Genomic DNA, 21,635 nt, shown 5'->3' with positions numbered 1-21,635 from the left:
TAAGTTTTAACGGTATAGGGTAAAGTGTCCAACAAATTCTCTTTCGTCTCTATCGCCATTCAGTTTAACTACATACCAGTAGTCTCCGGTTGGCAATTCATTGTCTAAATATGTTCCGTCCCAACCTTCTGAATCAACAGATTGTTCTGAAACCACTCTACCATAACGATCAAATATTTTTATTAGTATTTGTGGGTATTGTTCTATGTTTCTAGGTATCCATAAATCGTTCTGCCCATCACCGTCAGGAGTAAAGAAATTAGGCACTTCAATGTCTATGAACTCCATAAATATATTAGCGATGGAAGAACATCCGTTCTCATCAACAACACGAACCTCATAGGTGTCTGTTCTTGTGATATAGAACGTATTATTATCTCCATTATCATAACCATCGAAATAGTAAGTGTATCCTTCTCTACCACCTTCTACAACTGCTGTTATTTCGTTCATATTATTTTGCTCTAGAGCAAGCGTCAATGGCTCAAATGCTTCAATTACAAAATCAATTGTTTGAATACATCCATTAGCATGAGCTATAGTAATGTAATGGTTACCTGGTGCTGTATTTCTAAAATCAGGGTTCAATTGTAAAGCCGCCGGATCAACAGAATCTATCGCATAAAGCACATCGCCAATTACACTATCATCTTCTAAAGTGATATTTATATAATTTTCTGGAGTAGCACCTGAACATTCATAAAATGGCTCTATGGTAGCATTTAAGTTAACACCTGTTTCTATATCAACTACAACATTGGTATCGCAACCATTTGCATCTTTAATTACGATTAGGTAATTACCTGCAGCCATGTCAAAGAATTCTGTTCTGTTCAACACAAAATCTGCATCATCATTAGAATTCAATGCCGTACTGTATGGTGCCGTACCTCCTGTAATTTCAAGTATGATAGAACCATCTTGACTATCAACACAAATTTCTGGTGTCGTATCTACGGTTACCGCTAAACTTGCCGGTTCTGAAATAGTGTATGTTAAATATTCGAAACAACCATTTTGGTCTTGAGCGATGACAGTATACTCTCCAGGAGCCAATTCCGTAAATACCCCTTCAGTATAGAATTGATTTAAATTCGGAGAAATTGCATATTGATAACCTCCTGCACCACCAGATAATGTAACCGTAATTTCACCATCATTCTCACCAGAACATGTAATATCTATCACATTTTCAGTATAAGATAATGGAATAGGGTCAACAATTATCACCTCTTCAGCTGTAGTTTCACAGTCTTCACTTGTTACTGTTACATAATATGTACCTGCTCCTAAATCTCTAAATACTCCCTGTGATTGAGGACCTGCAATTCTTGACGCTACGTTTAAAGAACTATCGGTAAACAATGCATATTGGTAGTTTCCTAATCCGCCATCAGCACTTGCATAAATGATTGCAGTACTTTCTCCTGTACAGTTAAGTACAGCTGCTGTTCTATCAACCATTAATTCCAAAGGTGGAATCTCACTTTCAGTTATTGCATTAGAAATCGCAGATTCACAACCGTTAATGGCATCACGCACATAGAATTGGTATCTACCAGCTTGATACGTACCCGTTTCTGGCAAGTAAACTACATTGCCTGTCATTGGTAAGAAATTGATGTTATCAACACTATACTCATACGTTCCACTACCACCTGTTGCGGTAAGTTCAAATTCTGCTCCTGTTGCACAGGTTAAAGCATCGGTTCTAATTAAGCTAGCCTGTACTTCCGTTGGCTCTCTAACCTCAACAGTATTTGTTGTGGTATCACAGTTCCATCCGTCAACAACAGTAACACTGTAGAATCCAGCCCCTAAATCTCTAAAATTAGGATTCGTTTGTACTCCCGTTGTAGTTATAATGGTTGAACCAGTTGCATCATAATAATTTAACTGATATCCATATGTACCACTACCGCCTCCTGTTACATTTGCTGTTACCACAGCTCCTGTGTCACCGTAACAAGCTAAGTCCGTAACAAGCGGAGTTGCATTAGCTATTATTGGAGTAGCAGGAGTCAATGTTTCTGTATAGTTTACTACACATCCGGCATCATCGGTAATGCTTACTGTGAAATCACCCGCAGCTAGTTCCGTGAAGATACCTTCATTAACATCATCCATTGTATATATATCACCAGTTGTAGTATTCGTTACAACAATATCATAAGGCTTATATCCACCTTGTACGGCAACTCTTATTTCTCCTTGATCATCTGTACAAGTAGCTTCTGCCAGCGGAGTAACTACACCACTTAAAGGTCTATCTGGAGATATAATCGTTATTATGTTCGTGTCTTCAGAACATAAAGGAATATCAGTCTCTGTAATAGTTACGTAATAGCTACCACCAGATAATCCTGTTATTGTTCTTGGGTTAATACTAGTGTCAGTTGCAGTCGATGCTATTACTGAAACACCAGCAGTATTAAAAACCTCGTAATTATAATTACCAGTATATCCATCAATATCAATTTCTAAACTGCCATTAGTATCACCAAAACAAGTTACTTCTGAAATAGCAGTTGCAGTAGCCGTAATTAAATCGAACGGAGCAACCGTATAACTAGCTGTATTTACAAAACAACCCGTATCTAAATCTGTAACTCTAAATACATAAGAACCAACAGTGTTTAAATCGTACGTTGCAGAAGTTGCTGTAGTACTTACCAAAGTACCTGTGGCATTACCAATTGGTAACAACTCATAACCGTAGTTATGTGCCAAACCATTATCAGCAACGGTAATCGTTATCGTTTCATCAACCGTACAATTAATAGCTACATTTTGAGCGACAGTCGCCGTAAATGTATTTAATGGTTGAATCGTAACAGTCGTAGGCTCAGAACAACCATTGGCATCTTTTACATAAACATCTATGGTTTGAACACTTCCATTATCTGTAACATTGAATGTGTTCGATGATTGGAAGATAACATTATCAATACTGTACAAGTATGGAGCGGTACCAGTACCTGCACCAGCTGTTGCCGTTATGGTTGCAGCGTTCACACTGTTACTTGGGGAACAGCTAAATTCTGTTGCCACCGCACTAACCGTTAATTGTGTTGGCTCAGTAATAGTTTCATTCTTGATACCCTCACAACCTCTACTAGAAATTACTCTTACTTGGTATTCTCCTGCCGCTAAACCTGTAAATAATGGGTCATTTTGAGCTGGAACAATCGGATTTACCAAATCGGCTATTTCATATAATTCATATTGATAAACAGGGTTATCGTCGGTAGCTGGGTCAATATTGGCTCTAATACTACCATCAGTATCTCCAAAACAACTTACATTTACTATCGTAGCATTCAATAAGACTGGGTCTACCGGTGCATCTAATGTTTGGGTCACTTCTCTTTCACAAACAGGGTTTGTTGTATCTAGGTCTCTAACCTCAAATGTGTATGTTCCTGGCTCGGTTAAGTTTGTAAATACACCTGTAGTTTGCGTTACAATACTACCTAATGGCGTAGTCATTTCAAACTCAAGGTTTGTAGAACCACCGGTTACGTTAACCGTGATTTCTCCACCTGGAGTCACCGTACAATCAATAGACTTATCTACTGTCGCAGAAACATCCATTTGCTCATAAAGCACCACCGCATTAGTTGTAAAAGGACAACCCCATTGATCAATAATTGATACCTCATAACTACCAGCACCTAAACCAGAGAATACTCTAGTATTCTGAGGTGCACGGAAATCTGTACCGTCTTTGATTAATTGGTATGTATAATTACTTCCTTGTCCGCCAGTAGGCATACTAACTTCAATTTCTCCTTGTAAGTTTGTGCAGTTCTCTATGTTTACTTCTAATATTGCTGCTATCGGGTCTGGAATATCAAGTACAATATTATCCTGAATCAATCTTTCACAACCTTCAGCATCACGTGCCCAAGCTTGGTATGTACCTGCAGAAAGAGGAGAGAAAGTAGCACCTGCTACGAAATCTGTAGTTATAGGAACACCTACACCTACATAATACGTATAGCCACCCCAACCACCAACTACGTTGGTAATAGTTATTGAACCGTCATTACCTGGATTACAAGTAATATCAGTTACTACAGTATTTCCACTGATATCAGCTGTTGGTCCATTTATAGTGAATGCTTCTGTATTTGTACAGAATGGGTTATTATCTTGGGTTATAGAAACGTAGTAACTACCTGCGTTTAAATTGATATCTGCGGTAGGACCGTTTGCAGCTTCTGTATTAGAAATTACAACCGTATCATCAGCCGTATTCGCTAAAGTTCCATTGGTATCATAAATAGTCCAAGTAAATCCGCCAGGGTATGTTGTATCTACTAGTTCAAAATTTACCGCACCAGTAGCAGTTCCATAACAAATGACATCACTTGTTTTAACAATGTTAATAGTAAATGTATTTGGTTCTGCTATAGTTTGTGCTGCGGAAACAATACAACCTGTATCTATGTGTCTTGCCAATATCGTATACGATCCTGCAGACAAACTACCGAACACATTAGAAGCTTGGTAGTTGGTACCATTATCAATACTATATTCGAACCTGGTTGGGTCACTTAATGTTGAATTCACGGTTACTGTCAATTCTCCGTCATTTCCTGGCGCACATGTAACGGTATTCGTTACATCTGCAGTTACATCGATTATGGCATCAAAAGGAAGTACGGTCGCAGTTGTACTACCTGAACAGCCTTTATCATCATAAACATTAATAGTATATGTATCTCCTGCTCTATTAGAAACAGTAAGTACGTTAGATGCTCCAGATTGTACCACAGCAGAACTACTATCTACGAATTCGTAAATAACATAAGTATTACTACCACCGGTAATGGCAGTCTCGTCAACAGTAATTGTAGCATTGTTCGGGTTATTACCAGCAGTACAACCGAACTCTACTACATCTGCATTCACATTAAGAATCTGCAATGGTTCTTCAATAACGATGTTACCTGATACTGAACTACAATCATTGGTTCCTGTTGCAGTTACTACATACGTATTTGGAGGTAAGTCTTCAAACGTATTACTGCTAGCATTAAATGTTCCTGCTACAGGAGATATAGTGAATGTCAACGGGTTTACTCCGTTTTCAGTTTGTGTCAGTGTAATTGAACCGTCATTGGCTCCAAAACAGGTAATATCTATATGGGTATCAGCAAATATTGGCTGAATAGCCGGAGCTAACTCTTGCGTTACCGTTATTTCACAAACAGGGTTTGTAGTATCTAAATCTCTAATTAAGAAACTATAGGTACCATCATCTACAAGATCGGTAAAAATTGGATTATTCGCCTGAGTTACTGCAGCACCTGTTGGAGGCGTCATTACAAATTCAAGGTTTGTAGAACCACCAGTTACATTTATTGATATTGTTCCACCAATTGTCCCCGTACAATCAATTGCTTTGTCTACAGAAGTAGTTGCGCTTAATTGTTCGTATAATTCTACAGGTAACGTAGTAAATGTACAACCCCACTGATCCGTAACAATTACTTCGTATTCCCCAGCACCTAATCCTGAAAATACTCTGGTGTTCTGTGGTGCACGGAAGTTAGCATTATCCATTACCAATTGGTAGGTATAGTTACTACCTTGTCCACCTGTTGGCAAACTCACTTCTATCTCTCCCTGTAGGTTTGTACAGTTCTCTATGTTTACTTGTAATGTTGCCGCAATCGGATCCGGAACATCAAGTACAATATTATCTTGAATAAGTTTCTCACAACCCTCAGCATCACGTACCCAAGCTTGGTATGTACCTGCAGGTAACGAATCAAAAGTAGCGTTGGCTACGAAATCAGTTGGCAATGTTGGTGCTACCGTGTCAACATAATACGTATAGCCACCCCAACCACCAATAACATCAGTGATAGTGATTGTTCCATCGTTTCCTGGCACACAAGTAATATCAGTTACTACAGTGTTTCCGGTAATATCAGCATCGGGACCTGCAATATTGAAATATTCAACATTGGTACAGAAAGGATTATTAGCCTGCGAAATAGAAACATAGTATTCACCAACACCTAAGTTAATAATTGGAGTTGGACCATTTGCCAGTTCCGAACCACTATCAACAGAAGTATTATCAGTTCGGAAAATTTCCCAATCGAATCCTGTGTTATACGTTGCGTCAACCAATTCAAAGGTTACTTCGCCAGTATCTGTTCCAAAACAAACTACATCACTTGTCTTAACAACATCAATAGAAAACGTATTTGGTTCTTCAATTATAGCTGAAGCTGTTACAACACAACCGGTATCGATATGTCTTATTAAGAAATTATAATTTCCAGCAGATAATCCGCCAAAGACATTAGTAGGAACATAAGTAGTTCCGTTATCTATACTGTATTCATATTTTGTATTATCGCTAGCAGAAGATGTTGCTGTAACCGTAATTACACCATCACTTCCTGGAGCACACGTAACTGTAGTGGTTACCGCAGCCGTTGCACCTGTCATCTCATCATAAGGTAATACCGTAGCAGTTGTGCTACCAGAACACCCTTTGTCGTCGTATACATTAATAGTATAGGTCTCGCCAGTTCTATCTGTAACGGTCAATATATTCGATGCTCCAGATTGAACTACTGCAGAACTACTATCTACGAATTCGTAAATAACATAATTAGTACTACCTCCAGTAATTGCAGCGGTATCTACTGTTACTGTCGCATTGTTTGAATTATTACCAACGGTACAACCAAATTCAACTACAGAAGCATCAATATTATTAATAACATCTGGTTCAATAATATTTTGGGTGGTATCCACAAAACATCCATTAGCTGCAGTTGCCCTAATGGTATACGTAATTCCTGTTGTAACCGCGCCTTCTAAGCCTTCAAAAGTAGCCCTTGTTGCTGTAGACGATGTTGCCGCAATTGGAAAGGTTGCGCTACTTCCTGGTCCTGAAATAATCTCAAAAGTAAAGGGGCTTATACCGCTATCTATTGCAGATACCGTAATAGTTCCATCATCAGAATCATTGCAATTAGCGTCACTATAAGAGTCAATAGATATTACTGGCATTACTGCTGGCGGCACTGTTATAGTAAACACCCTATTACATTCAGGTAAGGAAGTATTATTGTCATATATGGTAATGATATAATCTTCTGGCACTGACGTATTAAAAATATATGGGTTGGTCGGCAGATTGGTCCTTGTTACTACAGCTCCCAAGCCATTAGAAATCTCATAATCATAATTACCAGAGCCAAAATTCACATCAATCGTAATATCTGCATCAGGTAAAGAAGAGCAATCCAACAATTTAGTGAGACTAACATCAGCTTCTAAAACAGGATTAACATCTACCGTATCGGTATCTGTACATCCATTTCCGTCAATGATAGATACATTATATACGCCTGAAGCTATATTGTTAAATACGCCTCCATTATCCAAATAAGTGGTACCTCCATTTATAGAATATAAATATGTTCCCGTTCCACCAGTAGCATTTACTGTCAAACTTAGCGGTGTTGCACAATTTGCAATTGAAATACTATCAATTGATGGACTTTGGGCAGTATTCATTGAAACAGTCTGTGTTACCACTGTACAACCATACTGATCTGTTACATCAATATTTATATCAAAAGGAGTTACTGTAACATCATCTAAATTAGAAATTGGAACCTCTATAGAGCTCAACGTTGTTACAATGTTTGAAGTGAAATTACTACTGCTAAGGGTGTAAGTATAAGTTCCGCCACCGCCTTGAATGTTCTGAATCTGTATTATTCCATTATTCGCACAAGTAATATCGTTTAATACAGCTGGTGTATACGTTATTGGGTCTAATTCTCTAACACGAATATTTTCACCTCCAATAATGCAATTATTTGGAGCATTACCTCTAATTTCTACATAATAATCACCTTCTGGTAAACTTGCTGGGGTAGGTACTACAAAACTATCTCCAGAAGTAAATGTAGGAATAGAACCCGAATCAACAAGGGTTGGTGCTAAAGTAGGTTCTAATCTGTAAAAATCCCAATCGAAAGAACCCCCTAGTTCTCCCAATGTATTTTCAGTGACAGTGTATGTAATTTGCCCATTGTTAAACCCGTCACATGTTGGGGTTACCAAGGCATCTATTTGCACTGGTGGAGGCGCAATGTCATTTACATTAACACTACTTTGACGTAAACAAGGACTACTATCCCGCACATAAAAAACATACGTTCGCCCAGGTATTAACCCAGAATATACATGATTTCCTGGTGTATAAGCAGTCCATACAGCTGTAGAAGAGTCAAAATTTGCCGGATCTTCGGAGTATGTATACTGGTATGGCGCTAAACCTGCCGTTCCTTGTACAGTAACTTCAAGATTATTACAGCTAATAAGATTAGCGGTAAGATCAATATTAAGATTATCTAAAGGATAAGGTATAGTGTATCTTGGCAAATCAATACGGCAATTAGTTCCAACCACCCTAATAGCAGGTTCCACTTCCGTTCCAGAAGCATAAGGCACACCTACGAAAGTATCGCCTGATTGCCATGATGCCCCTCCATTTGCACTAAATTCTAAAGTTCCTAAAGTAGTAGGGTAATTAATTAGTCTAAAGCCGTACTGGTTTGGATCAGGATCACATCCAGGAGGTAAAATAGGGTCAAAATCTGCTGTTAATTCATCAGGGTTATCAATTTCTACAGGCGTATCAGAAATTAAACAACCATCGTTATCTCTTACATTAATAGTATAATTTCCTGGAGAAAGATTGTAAAATGTTGTTGTTGAAGTAACAACGTTAGTTAAAGTCTGATTTGATGCTCCACCATTATCTAAATCGATAATTTCAATAGTAAACGGGTTCTCACCAGAAGTGACATTAACTTCTATATTTCCTAAACCATCATGACAAATTGGATTTGTAGCAGATGCTGTAAAAGTTAAAGCTACAGCTGGATCTACCTCTACAGTTTCCACATATTCACAGAAAGGCGTACCCGCTGCATTGTCTCTTACATATACATCATAAATACCTTCATTGCCAGGGGTTACTATATATGAATTTGATGACCCAAATAAGCCTGTAGGGCTTGTGGTCGTTGGTACAAAAGCATATGCATAATTGCCATCACCTCCAGAAGGCGTTACCGTAATAGTACCATCTGCACAATTACTTATATCCACAACATCAACAAAAGCTTGCAATTGTGGCTCTATGGTAATACTTTGTTGAGCAGAAGGACAGCCATAACTATCTTTTACATCTATAGTGTAGGTTCCGTTTGTAAGATTGCTAAATGTATAACTTAATGCATTGCTTGGCGTTGGTGTCAACCAAGATCCTGAATTAATTCTAAATTGGTAATCACCATTTCCTGCAGTAACATCTACAACAATAGTTGCATCATTACTACCACTATAACATACCGTTTCTTGAAGTGTAAATACCGGAGTTAATGGAGCAGTGACTACAATTGGAGTATCACTTAAGTCTGAACAACCATTTGCATCCCTCGCACGAACATAATACGTACCGGCAGGCAGTCCGTTAAAAACGGTTTCTGTTTGGTATGCAGTTATAATTCCGAGTACATCTTCTTCTAATTGATACGTATAACCTGGAGTACCACCTGTTGCACTAGCCGTAATTTCTGCACCGCCATTGTTACATGTAAAATCTTGTGTAAGATCTGCATCGACAACCACTAAGGTTGGCTCAATAATTGTTTGAGTCAATATTTCAGTACAACCAGCTATTGGATTGTCAACATCTCTAATATAAATAGTATAAGTACCCGCAGCTAACCCAGTAATTTGATGGGTAGGTGCTGTATCGCTACCTTCGATAGTAGCAAAAGCACTATCATAGCTATATTCATAACCTCCCGCTCCAAAATTCTCAACTTCAAAAGTTATCGTACCAGAACCATCTGCATTACAATCTAAATCTTCATAAGATAAAATTGCAGCATCAAAAGCATTACCATCTTGAACATCAACTATAATGTCTGTAGTACAATCACTACCGTAATCTACAGAAATGGTATGTTGACCAACTGTAGCGTTGTTAAATACATTACTAGTTTGTGGTGTATTTCCATCAATGCTGTAGGTATAAGAAGCATCATTTGGCAGTATTGTAATAATACCTGTACCATCACAACTATAATCTACAGAACTACTTAATAAAGGAGCTGTTGGTAAAGGTGCAATAATGATATTTGGAAGACTATTTACACAAGAAATATTATTCGCATCCCTAACTTGAACCGTAAATGTACCATCAGATAAACCAGTAAAAACTGTTCCACCAGTATTCGCTGCAGTCCAAGTACCACCATTTAAGCTATATTGATAAGAACCAGAACCACCAGTTGTAGGTGTTACCCCACCAACTGTAATTTCAGCTAATTGATTACATGTATACGCTTCTGTTTGTACGCTTTCTGCTACTATTTCTGGTAACTCGCTTACCGGAAGTGATAATACCGCCTCACAATTATTTGCATCTCTTACTCGAACATCATAAGTACCTGCCGTAAGGTTATTGAATGAACTTACGGTACCAAAAGTACCGCCATTGATACTATAGGTATATGGAGCCTCACCACCACTTGGTACTAAAGAAATACTACCGTTGTTACCACCAAAACAAGTAACATCAACAACCGTTGGTGTTGCTGCTACAGGAGCATCTTGAGCTATATTTATATCATACATTGCAGAACACGCATCTGTGCCTCCATTATTATCAAGAACATAAACATCATAATCTCCAGCACCAGAAACGGTAACTGGATTGGTTGCTGCATAATCGCCAGCTGTTGGAGTTGAACCATTGGCAACTACCGCATATACATAATTACCATCACCACCTGCAGCGGTAATATTAATTTCACTATCAGTACCACAAGCCGTTATTGTACTAGCGCTTGCGCTAACCGTAACTTCTTGTTCTATGGTTACTGTTTGAGCCGGAGCATCACAACCAAAAGCATCGGTAACCTCAACAGTATATGTACCGTTTGAAAGTCCCGTGAACGTATATGTCGTAGCATTTACTGGAGCCGGGGTTACATAAGAACCACCATTGATTCTAAATTGGTAATCGCCATTTCCTGCAGTAACATCTACAAGAATGGTTGCATCATTACTTCCGCTATAACATACCGTTTCTTGTAAAGTGAAGACCGGTGTTTCTGGAGCCGTAATAACAATCGTCGTATCGGTTAAATCAATACATCCATTAGCATCCATAACGCGCACATTGTACGTTCCAGCAGGCAATCCGCTAAAAACGGTACTTGTTTGGTATGCAGTCACAATACCTAGAACATCTTCTTCTAATTGATACTCATATCCTGGCGTTCCACCAGTTGCACTTGCCGTTATTTCGGCACCACCATTGTTACAAGTAAAATCTTGTGTAAGATCTGCATCGGCAACTACTAACGTTGGCTCTGAAATTGTATGGTCAAATGAAGTTGAACAACCCGGTAGTGTACTACCTGCATCTCTAACATACACTGTATAATTTCCGGCAGCAAGACCTGATATTGTTTGAGGTGAAACTGTAGTACTACCTAAAATACTCACAAAATTATCCAAACTATATTCAAATCCGCTTGTTCCATAATTATCTACTTCAAATGTGATTGAACCAGAATTATCTGCATTACAATCTAAATCTTCTGAAGAAAGCATTGCTGCTTCGAAAGCATTACCTGCATCAACCGTTACATCAATAGAAACGGTTTGAGAACATTGTTCTGGAGTTTGAAATGCAAGAATATTATCGATAACAACATCATTACCTTGAGTTGCCGTACCGATAGTTCGTATTACAATATCTATATTTGTTTCTGCTCCAGGATTAAGAGTTAATGTATAATTTTCCCAAACATCAGGGTCAGTACTTTTAGGAACCTCACCAGTCACCAAATTAGTAATTACATTTCCAGAAGAATCAACAAGTTGAATATCTAAATTAGCGTTAGCACCTGTAGAACCAACGTATTTTAAATTAAATATATCTAGTGCAATTGTAATATCTCTATTTGGAATTACCTCAACACCTCTTTTAGCATAAACAACTCCATTAACACCTGCTACACCACCAATATTAATTGCTAAATATCTTCCATTTGCTACACCTGATTGCTCATTTGGAACTAACCAATTATAAGGATTAATAATAGTATTAGTAACAGAATATTCTCCATCTTGAATATGAGTATCTGTGCCAAAAGAGGCACAAGAACTTGGCGTTCCATCTTGAGGTTCATAACAAAATAATGGATCAATTTGTGTTATCGAAACATTTGGTCCTACTCCAAAATCTTCTCTTAATAATTCACTTCTTGCAGGAGGTGTATTACTAATATAATCAACCGTAATTGTATGTGTACCTACTGGTACATTAGTGAAAACGTTAGAATCTGCAGGTGTATTTGCTGTACCATTAAGATTATAGGTATAATCTAAATTTGGATTATCTGGTGTAATGGTTACAATCCCAGTTCCGTCACATGAATAATCAACTTCTGGAGTCAACACTACATTTGGAGGAGTTGGTGCTTGATCAATTGTAACACTCATTGGATATGTACAATTATTAGCATCTTGAATATAAATAGTATGTGTACCAGCCAAAAGAAAGCCTGTTGCACTTGTACCATACGTACTACCACCATCAAAACTATAAGTATATGGTGAAGTACCACCTTGAGCATTTGTTACTCTAACCTCAGCACCATCGCTAGGATTACACTCTATTAATTGAGTAACCGCAGCAGATGCTGAAAGTGTGAAAGGTTCTAAAATGGTATAAGTTTGAGCAATCTCACAGTTATTTACATCTCTTACTCGAATGTTATAAGAGCCTGCTCCTAGATTGTTAAAAGTGTTTTCTGGTTGGTATGTTGTACCATTATTAATGCTATAAGTAATTGGAGCTTCACCACCAGTAGCAACAATAGTTAAAGTCGCTTGGTTTTCCCCACTACAAAGTATATCAGAATTAGAAATCGCTAATGCTAAAGGTGCATCTTGATCAATTGTAATATCGAATGGTGTTTCGCAGAAATCAACATTTCCACTATTATCCCTTACATACACATCATAATCACCTGTACCGGTAACTGAAATTGTACTGTTTACACCGAAATCGCTCGCAGTTGGTGTAACTCCGTCACCTACTACTGCATATACATAATTACCATCTCCACCAGCAGCAGAAATATCTATATCGGTATCTGTGCCACAAGCAGTAATAGTACTGGCACTTGCTGTAACCGTTAAAGCAGGGTCAATTGTTATGCTACCAGAGTCCGTACAGTTATTACCATCTCTAACATCAACAGTATATGTTCCTGCAGATAGGTTAGCAAATACGTTTGTGCTACTAAAAGCACCACCGTTTAAGCTATATTCAAAAGTACCATCGCCACCAGAAGAAACACTAGCTGTCAGCGTTAATAAAACAGCATCATCAAAACATTCTTGATTAGGGGTTATAGCTAGAACTGGTGCTGTTGCAGGATTAAGGTCAAACGTGAACGGAATACTACAATTGTTAGCATCGGTAATAGTACCGTTATATGTTCCAGATTGGGATAACCCATTAAAAGAACCTGTAGAATTAGAACCAAATACTGTAGTGTCTGGATTGTTTAATTCGTAAACATAACTACCCCATCCACCTGTTGCAAGAACACTTACACTACCGGCAGAAGTACAACTTGGTTGTATTTCTGTTAAACTAGAAATTGCCAATGCCGAAGCCGGACCTTCTAATTCATGGGTAGCCGTATATGTACAGTTGGTATCAGTGTCTACAATATCAATTGTATAATTACCTGCAACTAAACCATTAATATTATCAATAACAGCTTCTGTACCTCCTGTTCTAACAATTCCTGTTGGACCTGTAACCGTGTAAGTGAAATTTTGACCCGCCTGGAAATTTACATTAAAACTTATAATACCGTCTGCAGCACCAAAACAGCTAATCGGTTGCGTTGTTTGACCACTTGCCGACATTGGATTAATAGCATTAATCGTGTAATTTTCATCATAAAAACAACCATCGGCATCAGTAACCCTTACTGTATACGTATCAGGAGCAAGACCATTGAAAGCAGCTTCATTTCCTGTTGTGCTAGTTGGTGCAATTGTAGCGGGAGCAATAATTGAATACACATAAGGTGCAGTACCATTAATAGCATTCACCGTTAAATTAGCAGTTTGCGCCGGACATGTAATTTGAGACTCAACAACAGTTAAATCCGTTGGTGGATTTGGTCTATCTATTACAATTTGATTAGTAACAAAAGTACAATCGTTAGCATCTCTTATGGTAAGGGTATAAGAACCGTCTGTTAAATTTTCAAAACGATTTGCATTGGCAGTCGTATCTGGAACAAAGTTAATTCCGTCAATACTATACGAATAAGGAGCGGTACCACCAGCAACATTTTGCACTTCAATGATACCATCTTGCAAACAAGTATAATCTTGCACTAAAACTGCATCACCACTAATTGCAGCTAAAGGAGCAGCAATCGTAAATGTCTCTTCTGAATCACAAGAAGCAGCACCTCTAGTTTGATTTATGGTAACTCTATAATCACCTGCCGCTAAGTTTGGAAAATTACCAGAACTATTATTTGCCAAAGGTTGATCTGCCGAATCAAACAATGTAAATAGTAAAGTATACCCGTTAGCATTTGAAATATTATATTGAATTCTACCCGTAGCTTCACCAAAGCAAAGCACATCTGTAACTGTTGTAGGATCGAAATCTGCAGTTGGTTGATACTCTATTGTAACCGTGTTAGATTCTACATAACACCCATTTCTATCCAATACTAAGAATGTATAATCACCTGGTGCCGAAACATTAAATGTTTGACTAGTTTGAAAGTTGGTTGCCGGTATATCTGCAAAAGATGGGAACGAAGTAACTGTAGTTCCGCCTTCATCAACATAGGTCCAAATGGCATATGTATATTCTGGATTTCCACCTGTAGCATTCATTAATATAGTACCGTCTTCACAAGTAATAGCTTGAGAAACACTTGCTGTTACCGCTAAATCATTTTCATCAATTATGGTAATTTCCTCACTATAAGAACAACCATCATCTGTTGAAATATAAGCGATATAATCACCTGCACTTACATCTGTAAAAGTGTAGTTGTTATCTCCATGACCATTTTGGCTATCTATTAAAGTTCCAAGTCCGCCATTTGTACCATCATTACTTCTTATTTCAAATGCATATGGTGCATCTGCATCTGTAATTTGAAGATTAATAGTCCCTAAACTAAAACAAGTTTCTGGCGTAACGTTAACATCATATGTTATTGCACGCTCACGAATACCTATAACAGGAGTTGTGAAAATACAAGCATCTTGAATTGGATTACCGCTAGTATCAAGTTGAGTGACCTCTACTCTATAAGAACCATTTTCACCAGAAGCAAAATCAAAACTTGGTCCGTTGTTTGCACTAAATGGAACGATAGTAGCATTAGTATCATTATCTACAAGTTGATATCCATATCCACTTCCAAGATTTGTAATAGTAATATTGCCGTCAGTATCGCAAACGATATCTCTATTATTAAATTCAATATCTAGGTTGTTCTGGAAACCTTTAAAATAGAAACGGCTTGTACACCCATTTTGGTAAACTACAGAAAGTCTATACTCACCAGGCGCATTCAATAAGTAATTACTACCGGTACCTACCTCTGTCCAAGAACATGTAAGTGCTTTGTTGGCACAATCTTCACCTACAACAGCATTAATACCACAACTACCTTCATCTAACAATTCCCAAGAAACACTTTGAGCATCAACAATGTTGACTGCTAATGGTTGTGAATCGTTAATACCACATAAAAATATTTTTGGTAAAAAAGAGCTGTCATCACTACAGAAAACTATTTCACCAGGAATATCGTTACTTGGGTCAGTATCTCCATTTACCTCATTAAAATACTCTGTTACCGGATTTGGTAAATTACCAGAACCAAATGGCTCTACATTAATAATTTCTTTAAATCCTTTACAAGGATCAGCAACAATTTTATCTACTATATATTGACCAACAAGTGTTACAACCTGTGTACTTGGATCATTATCTGGATCACCATCATTAATTTCAATATCTGTAGCATCTATTTCTCCATTACTGTTTGTATCTCGATACCATATATATGAATCGAAACCATCACCAGCATTTAAAATAGCACTAGTACCACATAGTTCTATCGTTCTTTCAAAATTACAATCAGAAAGATCATCTAAAAGGAAGTTGGTAGCTCCTGGAACAACAAATCCACAAGTATTAAAATCAGTAACACTTGGATCATCTGTAACTTGAGCAGAGTTGTTCTCTCCTCTATACGAACTATACGCTAAATTTTCAATTAAATCTGAACAGGCATTTATGAAATCAAAACAGTTTTCAGCTACTTGAACTCTAAAACCAATTGAATATTCACCATCTTCATCATCAACATAAACATCTGGAATATTGAATACTATTTCCCTCGTAGCTGGGTCATACGTATATGTAATCTCATGACAAGTTCTTGGAAAGCCTTCACATATAGGTGCGGGAAATGTAAAATCTGTAGCGTTGAAAAAACTTCTGCCATCTGGAGGAGAAACGTTTACTGGTAATACATCTCTAATCGTATAATTTACACCATCATCGTTACCAATATTTTCAAAAGTTAAAATATAATCTAATGTTTGCCCTAAATGTACACCTTGCCCTGTAATATCTACACCTCCTGGAGTCTGTACTCTTTTTTCCAATACAATATTGGGAGCAATAATATCCACATCAAAAGAAGTAAAAAAGATATCGTACTTATCTTGAGAAGAACTAGCCCTTAAAATAGCACTAGTTGAACCGTTAGGAATAATTGTATTGCTAGCACCACCATTAGGTATCTCAAAAAGGTCAACATCCCAACCTAATGTATTTATACTGTTTGGGTTTCTTGTTGTATACTGCGTATCAAATTGAGTTATACTAGAATTAAAGAAATTGTTTCCTGGGTTTTGACCGTTTGATAATGTTGTAAAAGACCCGTTTGCATTTATTTGTAATGCGTCACCACCAATTCTATTATCACCCTCTAAAGCAGCAACACCCATGTTTGCATAAACCGGAAATGGAGCTGGTAAAGTAGTAAATCCGTTTACTGGTATATCAATACTCTCGCCTGATTTTACACCTGCATAACCATCAAAAGTGGTAATAAATTTATCGCCTGGTAGGTTTGGGTTCTCATAAACAACAACCATTTTCCAACCACCAGAAATACCACCAGAAATACTGTTTCCTGTACTAGCTCTTACATTGGCAACAAAATAATCTCCATTGGGATCTGCTAATCCAGAGACTATAGAGGTTACATCTTTATAGGCTGCGTATGGACTATAATAACCAAAATCTGCATCTCCATTACCATCAAAAATAACCTCATCTGCCGTTATGTCTTGATAGGCTCCTCCCGGAGTTCTAAACTTAATATCATCAATGTTACTTCTATCAGAATTTACATAAACCGCAGACCAATACAATCCTGCATAACGTACCAATGAACAATCAACATCGGGTATTTCTAAATATGCACTACTAGAACTAAATGTGCTGCTATCACTATCGACATCAATATATTGCATGTCGTAATTATCATTGTAATCAGAAGAGTTTCCGGTATCATTAAGCGGATCATTGGGAGAAACCTCTGGAATTGTAAATGTTTCATATCTCCATCTTCTTCCATTTCTAACCCACCTACCACCTGTACTTTCTGGTATGTATCTGTTAACAATGTTGTTTGCAATGAATGTTAATTCTCCACGAATATCAGCCTCATATCGCACTTGAAAAGGCTCTTTAACCTGCGATACCGCAGTTTGCAAACCTAATGCCAAGAATAAAATGAAAAATAAACATTTTGAGTAATGTTTTCCCATAAGAGAAATGTATTTGGTAAATTCTAAAAAACTAGTCAGTTTGGTCATCTTCTATAATTTCTGAAGAATCCATTCAAGCAATATTAATTTCATATCGTTCCACGCGGAATTCTCCAATAACAAATATTAACCTTAGTAGTTACGTGAAGAATTTATTGTTGTAGTAACGATGTTTTCTGTTGTGAAACAGCAAATTGAATGGGTTTGTTTTTTAAAAAAACAGTGCATTTCAACGATAATACACCTAGCAGCGCAATCTTAATATTTAATCGTTTGAGGTAATTTCAAAAAAATATAGTATGAAAATATTTTTGAAGAGTTGCAAAATTTCATGTTTTCTAGAGCTAATTTGATTAAAAGAATCGCTCTTTTTTTTATTCTATTATAGTATTAAATACTATAATATTGACTTGAAAAGTACTGTTTTAAACAGCCAAAACAATCATATAAATACACTATATTTTTAGCGAAATCGCTTTGCTTTTTATAGAGGAAATGAAAAATAAAATGCTTTTGAAATCAGATTATTTTACAATTTATAAGCTAATTGTTTACCAAATAAAGCGCTTTTAAGGTTTTTTAGGCAAGAATTTCACACAACAGAAACAAGATTTAGGAATTATTATAAGCCGCTCTAGCGGCTTTTCATATACTCGGGTGGTTCTTCCTGGGAAATTATAAAAACACACTTCTTTTGGCTTAAAAACAGTGTTGCGCTATCCTATTACGAGTAATGCATAATGTAGTTGTAAGCAAATATCATTTTCTAAACCCTTTTAATTGAAATGGGCAGCATTTAGTTATTAATATAGTTCAAAGCACATTCTAAGACTTCATTTTTTTCTGCTACAATACCATCGATAGTTGGTTTACACACCATTTCAATTTTGACACCTTTTCTTTGAGTTTCGGTATTATCCGGATAAAATATTCCTACACCAGTTATCATGGTTTTATAGCTACCTATCATTTCAAATCGACTAACATTACCATCAGCACTTGAAGTTTGGCTACCAATAGTAGTTACATTATCGCCTGCCTGAAGACTCATTGCAATAAATTCTGTTCGACTATGAGATATCTCACCTACCAATAAGACCACATTGCCTTTATATTTTAATTACTTGTTATGTAAATCAATTCAGGAATATTAATTAAGAATTTCTATCTTTAAAATCTGTTATACTAATTCTACATATTATCTGAGTCTTTCTAAAAAGACGATCTCGACAATCGAGTAAATAGTGCATGGATATCTTCCAGTGCCTAGGTAAATACACCCAATTATATTATCAAATTTTAAACAAAGTCAATTGATTAAAAATCAGTTGAATCATCACTTTGAATGATATTAAATTCTTCAAATTGTGATAATCTTACAATGAATTAAAAATGAAAAGTAAACAGTTAATAAGTAGAAATATAGAAGACTTTTATAATAAAGCATCTGAAGAAACTAGACTCGAAAAAGGTATGGGTATAATTGAATTTGAAAGAATTAAATCTCTCATTGAAAAGTATATCCCTTCAACAACTTCAAAAATTATTGATATAGGTGGAGGAACAGGAAAATATTCAGAATGGCTAGCTCGAAAAGGACATCAGGTTTATTTGGTTGAGCCTGTTTTCAAACATTTACAAATAGCAAAACAAAGAACTAATAAACTTAAGAATAAGTTTCAAGTTAAATCAGGTGAATCTAAAGAATTAGACTTTCCTAATAAATTTGCAGATCTCATAATTCTTCATGGACCACTTTATCACCTACAAAAAAAGGAAGATAGAGATATAAGTATTAAAGAAGCTAAACGTGTTTTAAAAAATAACGGAATCATTTTGGGTTTTGCTATAAATTATACGGCATCAACTTTAGTTGGTCTATTAAATGGTCTTATTCATAAAAAGTCATTCTTTGAAATGTGTAAGAGTGAATTGACGACAGGAATTCACAATCCCCCAGATGATTTTCCTTGGCTTTTAGCTGAGGCTTATTATCACAAACCCGAACAATTAAAAAATGAATTTATAAATCAGGAATTAACATACCTAAATACCTATGCCGTTGAAGGAATGGCTTGGCTAGATAAAGACTATTTCACTAATATGCTAAATAATAAAAAGAAGAAAAATTTAATGGATCTTATTCAAATTACAGAAAACGACAGCTACATTTTACCTTTTAGTCCACATATGATGATAGCAGTAAAAAAAACTAAAAATGGAAAATAAAGAAAGATACATTAAAGCTCTGATTGAAAATAACGGCCAATTAAATGAACTAGATCTTGGAGAAAGAATTCAACTGGATGAAGATGAAACAAGAGAAATAATAGCACAACTATTATCTGAACATAGAATTAGGTACGAGGGAAAGAACGTTTGTAAGTATAGCGTTGTAAACAAAAAGCGTAGATAATATTGAAAATAAATATCGGCTAGGTTGATTTTCAAAAAACGGACTTCAATTTAAATGGGAAAAATAAAAATCTTGATTATCATGATTTAATATAACAAATAACAACCGGAAATCTATTTGGTTTCCGGTTACTTGCTAAGTATTTTTTTTAATATCGATTGGCAAATACCAACAGTAAAAAGACTTGCTCATTTATAAGTGATGTTATCTTTTGCTTTTTTTACTCCAAATGAATTCTCATCAATCCACACAAGATCCCAGTTAATAATTGGATCAGTATTGTAGCTTTTAAGGGTTACTGATTGTTCTTGGGAATTAAAACGATAATATCCATTAACCCCTCCCGAGCGAATTTCATTTCCGCACCGCCGCCCTATTTTCCTTCCAGAATTAAAAGTTATGCGATATTCGCCTGTACTCAAAAAACGAAGTTCGTTACCAATTTTCAAAGTCCTACTTCGCCTATAAACTGTAATTTCAGTATCACCTTCTTTTATAGTCTTATCAACCTTCCAACGATCAATTAGAAAAGATTTAGATATTTCTTTCTCTTGACCAAAACATAATTGAGCAAAAAAGAGGATTAGCAAGATTATTGGTTTTCTCATAAATTGGTAAAAACAAGAACCGTTCCAACCGATGTACAAGTACTTTCAAATTAGCAATATAATAAGTTCGTATTTCAAAGTTGGTCCTCAATTTTAATCTCAAGTAACCTAAGGTCATTTCATTCGTCTTGAATTTATGAAAGGAATACTAATAGTACTTCTTATACTAATTAAAAGTCAAGTTGCGTCTGATATTATACTGAAGATAGAATTAATCGGTACATGGAAGATTGAAAAAGTTCAAGTTACTAGAACAGGAGTTTGCCTACAAAATGACTTTAGCGAAATGATTGGGACTACTTTTAAATTTAAAGAAGAACAGCGCCTATTGATTACTTCAAATAGTGACTGGTTTCAGCTACCTAATGAAGAGGAGATACGTTGGTATTTGGAAGATGAACATCTTATTATAAAATTAAAGAATACTCAAGAAATATATAGTTCAAAAATCTCTTTTGAAGAATATAAGTTGATTTTACATCTTAGTAATTTGACTGCGATTCATTTGATAAGAATTAGTAAGAAGTAATGCATCAAGAAATCAATATTCAATCGATATATAGCATTTAGCAATTATGAAAATGATGAATTTAAACTTAAGGTATTTTCGCTTTGAGCAGAAATGCAATCTA

At 36.2% G+C, this 21,635-nt stretch carries 5 protein-coding genes and 1 pseudogene; 3 read left to right on the top strand and 3 right to left on the bottom strand.

The features are described 5' to 3' along the window. Positions 1-6: 6 nt before the first annotated feature. Entirely contained in the window at positions 7-17,979 is a 17,973-nt protein-coding gene (locus tag BM296_RS03755; protein WP_218157857.1) for a T9SS type B sorting domain-containing protein, read from the bottom strand. A gap of 796 nt (positions 17,980-18,775) precedes the next feature. Then, positions 18,776-19,084 (bottom strand): annotated as a pseudogene (locus tag BM296_RS03750) (S41 family peptidase); the annotation flags it as partial. Positions 19,085-19,371: 287 nt separating this feature from the next. Between BM296_RS03750 and BM296_RS03745 the strand changes: the two are divergent. After that, positions 19,372-20,208: a class I SAM-dependent methyltransferase gene (locus BM296_RS03745; protein WP_091901554.1), complete on the top strand. Its 837-nt coding sequence runs from the start codon at positions 19,372-19,374 to the stop codon at positions 20,206-20,208. After that, positions 20,198-20,395, top strand: coding sequence for a hypothetical protein (locus BM296_RS03740; RefSeq protein ID WP_091901552.1), 198 nt, complete (start codon positions 20,198-20,200; stop codon positions 20,393-20,395). The genes BM296_RS03745 and BM296_RS03740 overlap by 11 nt, the downstream gene beginning before the upstream one ends. Positions 20,396-20,583: 188 nt before the next feature. On the opposite strand, the gene BM296_RS03735 is transcribed toward BM296_RS03740, so the two are convergent. Then, on the bottom strand, positions 20,584-21,003 hold the full coding sequence (locus tag BM296_RS03735; protein ID WP_091901551.1) for a hypothetical protein: 420 nt from the start codon (positions 21,001-21,003) through the stop codon (positions 20,584-20,586). 136 nt (positions 21,004-21,139) lie between these two features. On the opposite strand from BM296_RS03735, the gene BM296_RS03730 reads away from it, so the two are divergent. Beyond that, entirely contained in the window at positions 21,140-21,532 is a 393-nt protein-coding gene (locus BM296_RS03730; RefSeq protein WP_091901549.1) for a hypothetical protein, read from the top strand. Positions 21,533-21,635 lie beyond the last annotated feature (103 nt).

The sequence above is a fragment of the Maribacter stanieri genome (genome assembly GCF_900112245.1).
In the GTDB taxonomy this organism is placed as follows: Bacteria; Bacteroidota; Bacteroidia; order Flavobacteriales; family Flavobacteriaceae; genus Maribacter; species Maribacter stanieri.
Note: the sequence above shows the minus strand (reverse complement) of the source record. Positions and strands in the feature narration are given on the sequence as shown.

Coding starts and splice junctions, on each gene's coding strand:
- BM296_RS03755 (WP_218157857.1), bottom strand. CDS start 17,979: ATGGGAAAACATTACTCAAAATGTTTATTTTTCATTTTATTCTTGGCA.
- BM296_RS03745 (WP_091901554.1), top strand. CDS start 19,372: ATGAAAAGTAAACAGTTAATAAGTAGAAATATAGAAGACTTTTATAAT.
- BM296_RS03740 (WP_091901552.1), top strand. CDS start 20,198: ATGGAAAATAAAGAAAGATACATTAAAGCTCTGATTGAAAATAACGGC.
- BM296_RS03735 (WP_091901551.1), bottom strand. CDS start 21,003: ATGAGAAAACCAATAATCTTGCTAATCCTCTTTTTTGCTCAATTATGT.
- BM296_RS03730 (WP_091901549.1), top strand. CDS start 21,140: ATGAAAGGAATACTAATAGTACTTCTTATACTAATTAAAAGTCAAGTT.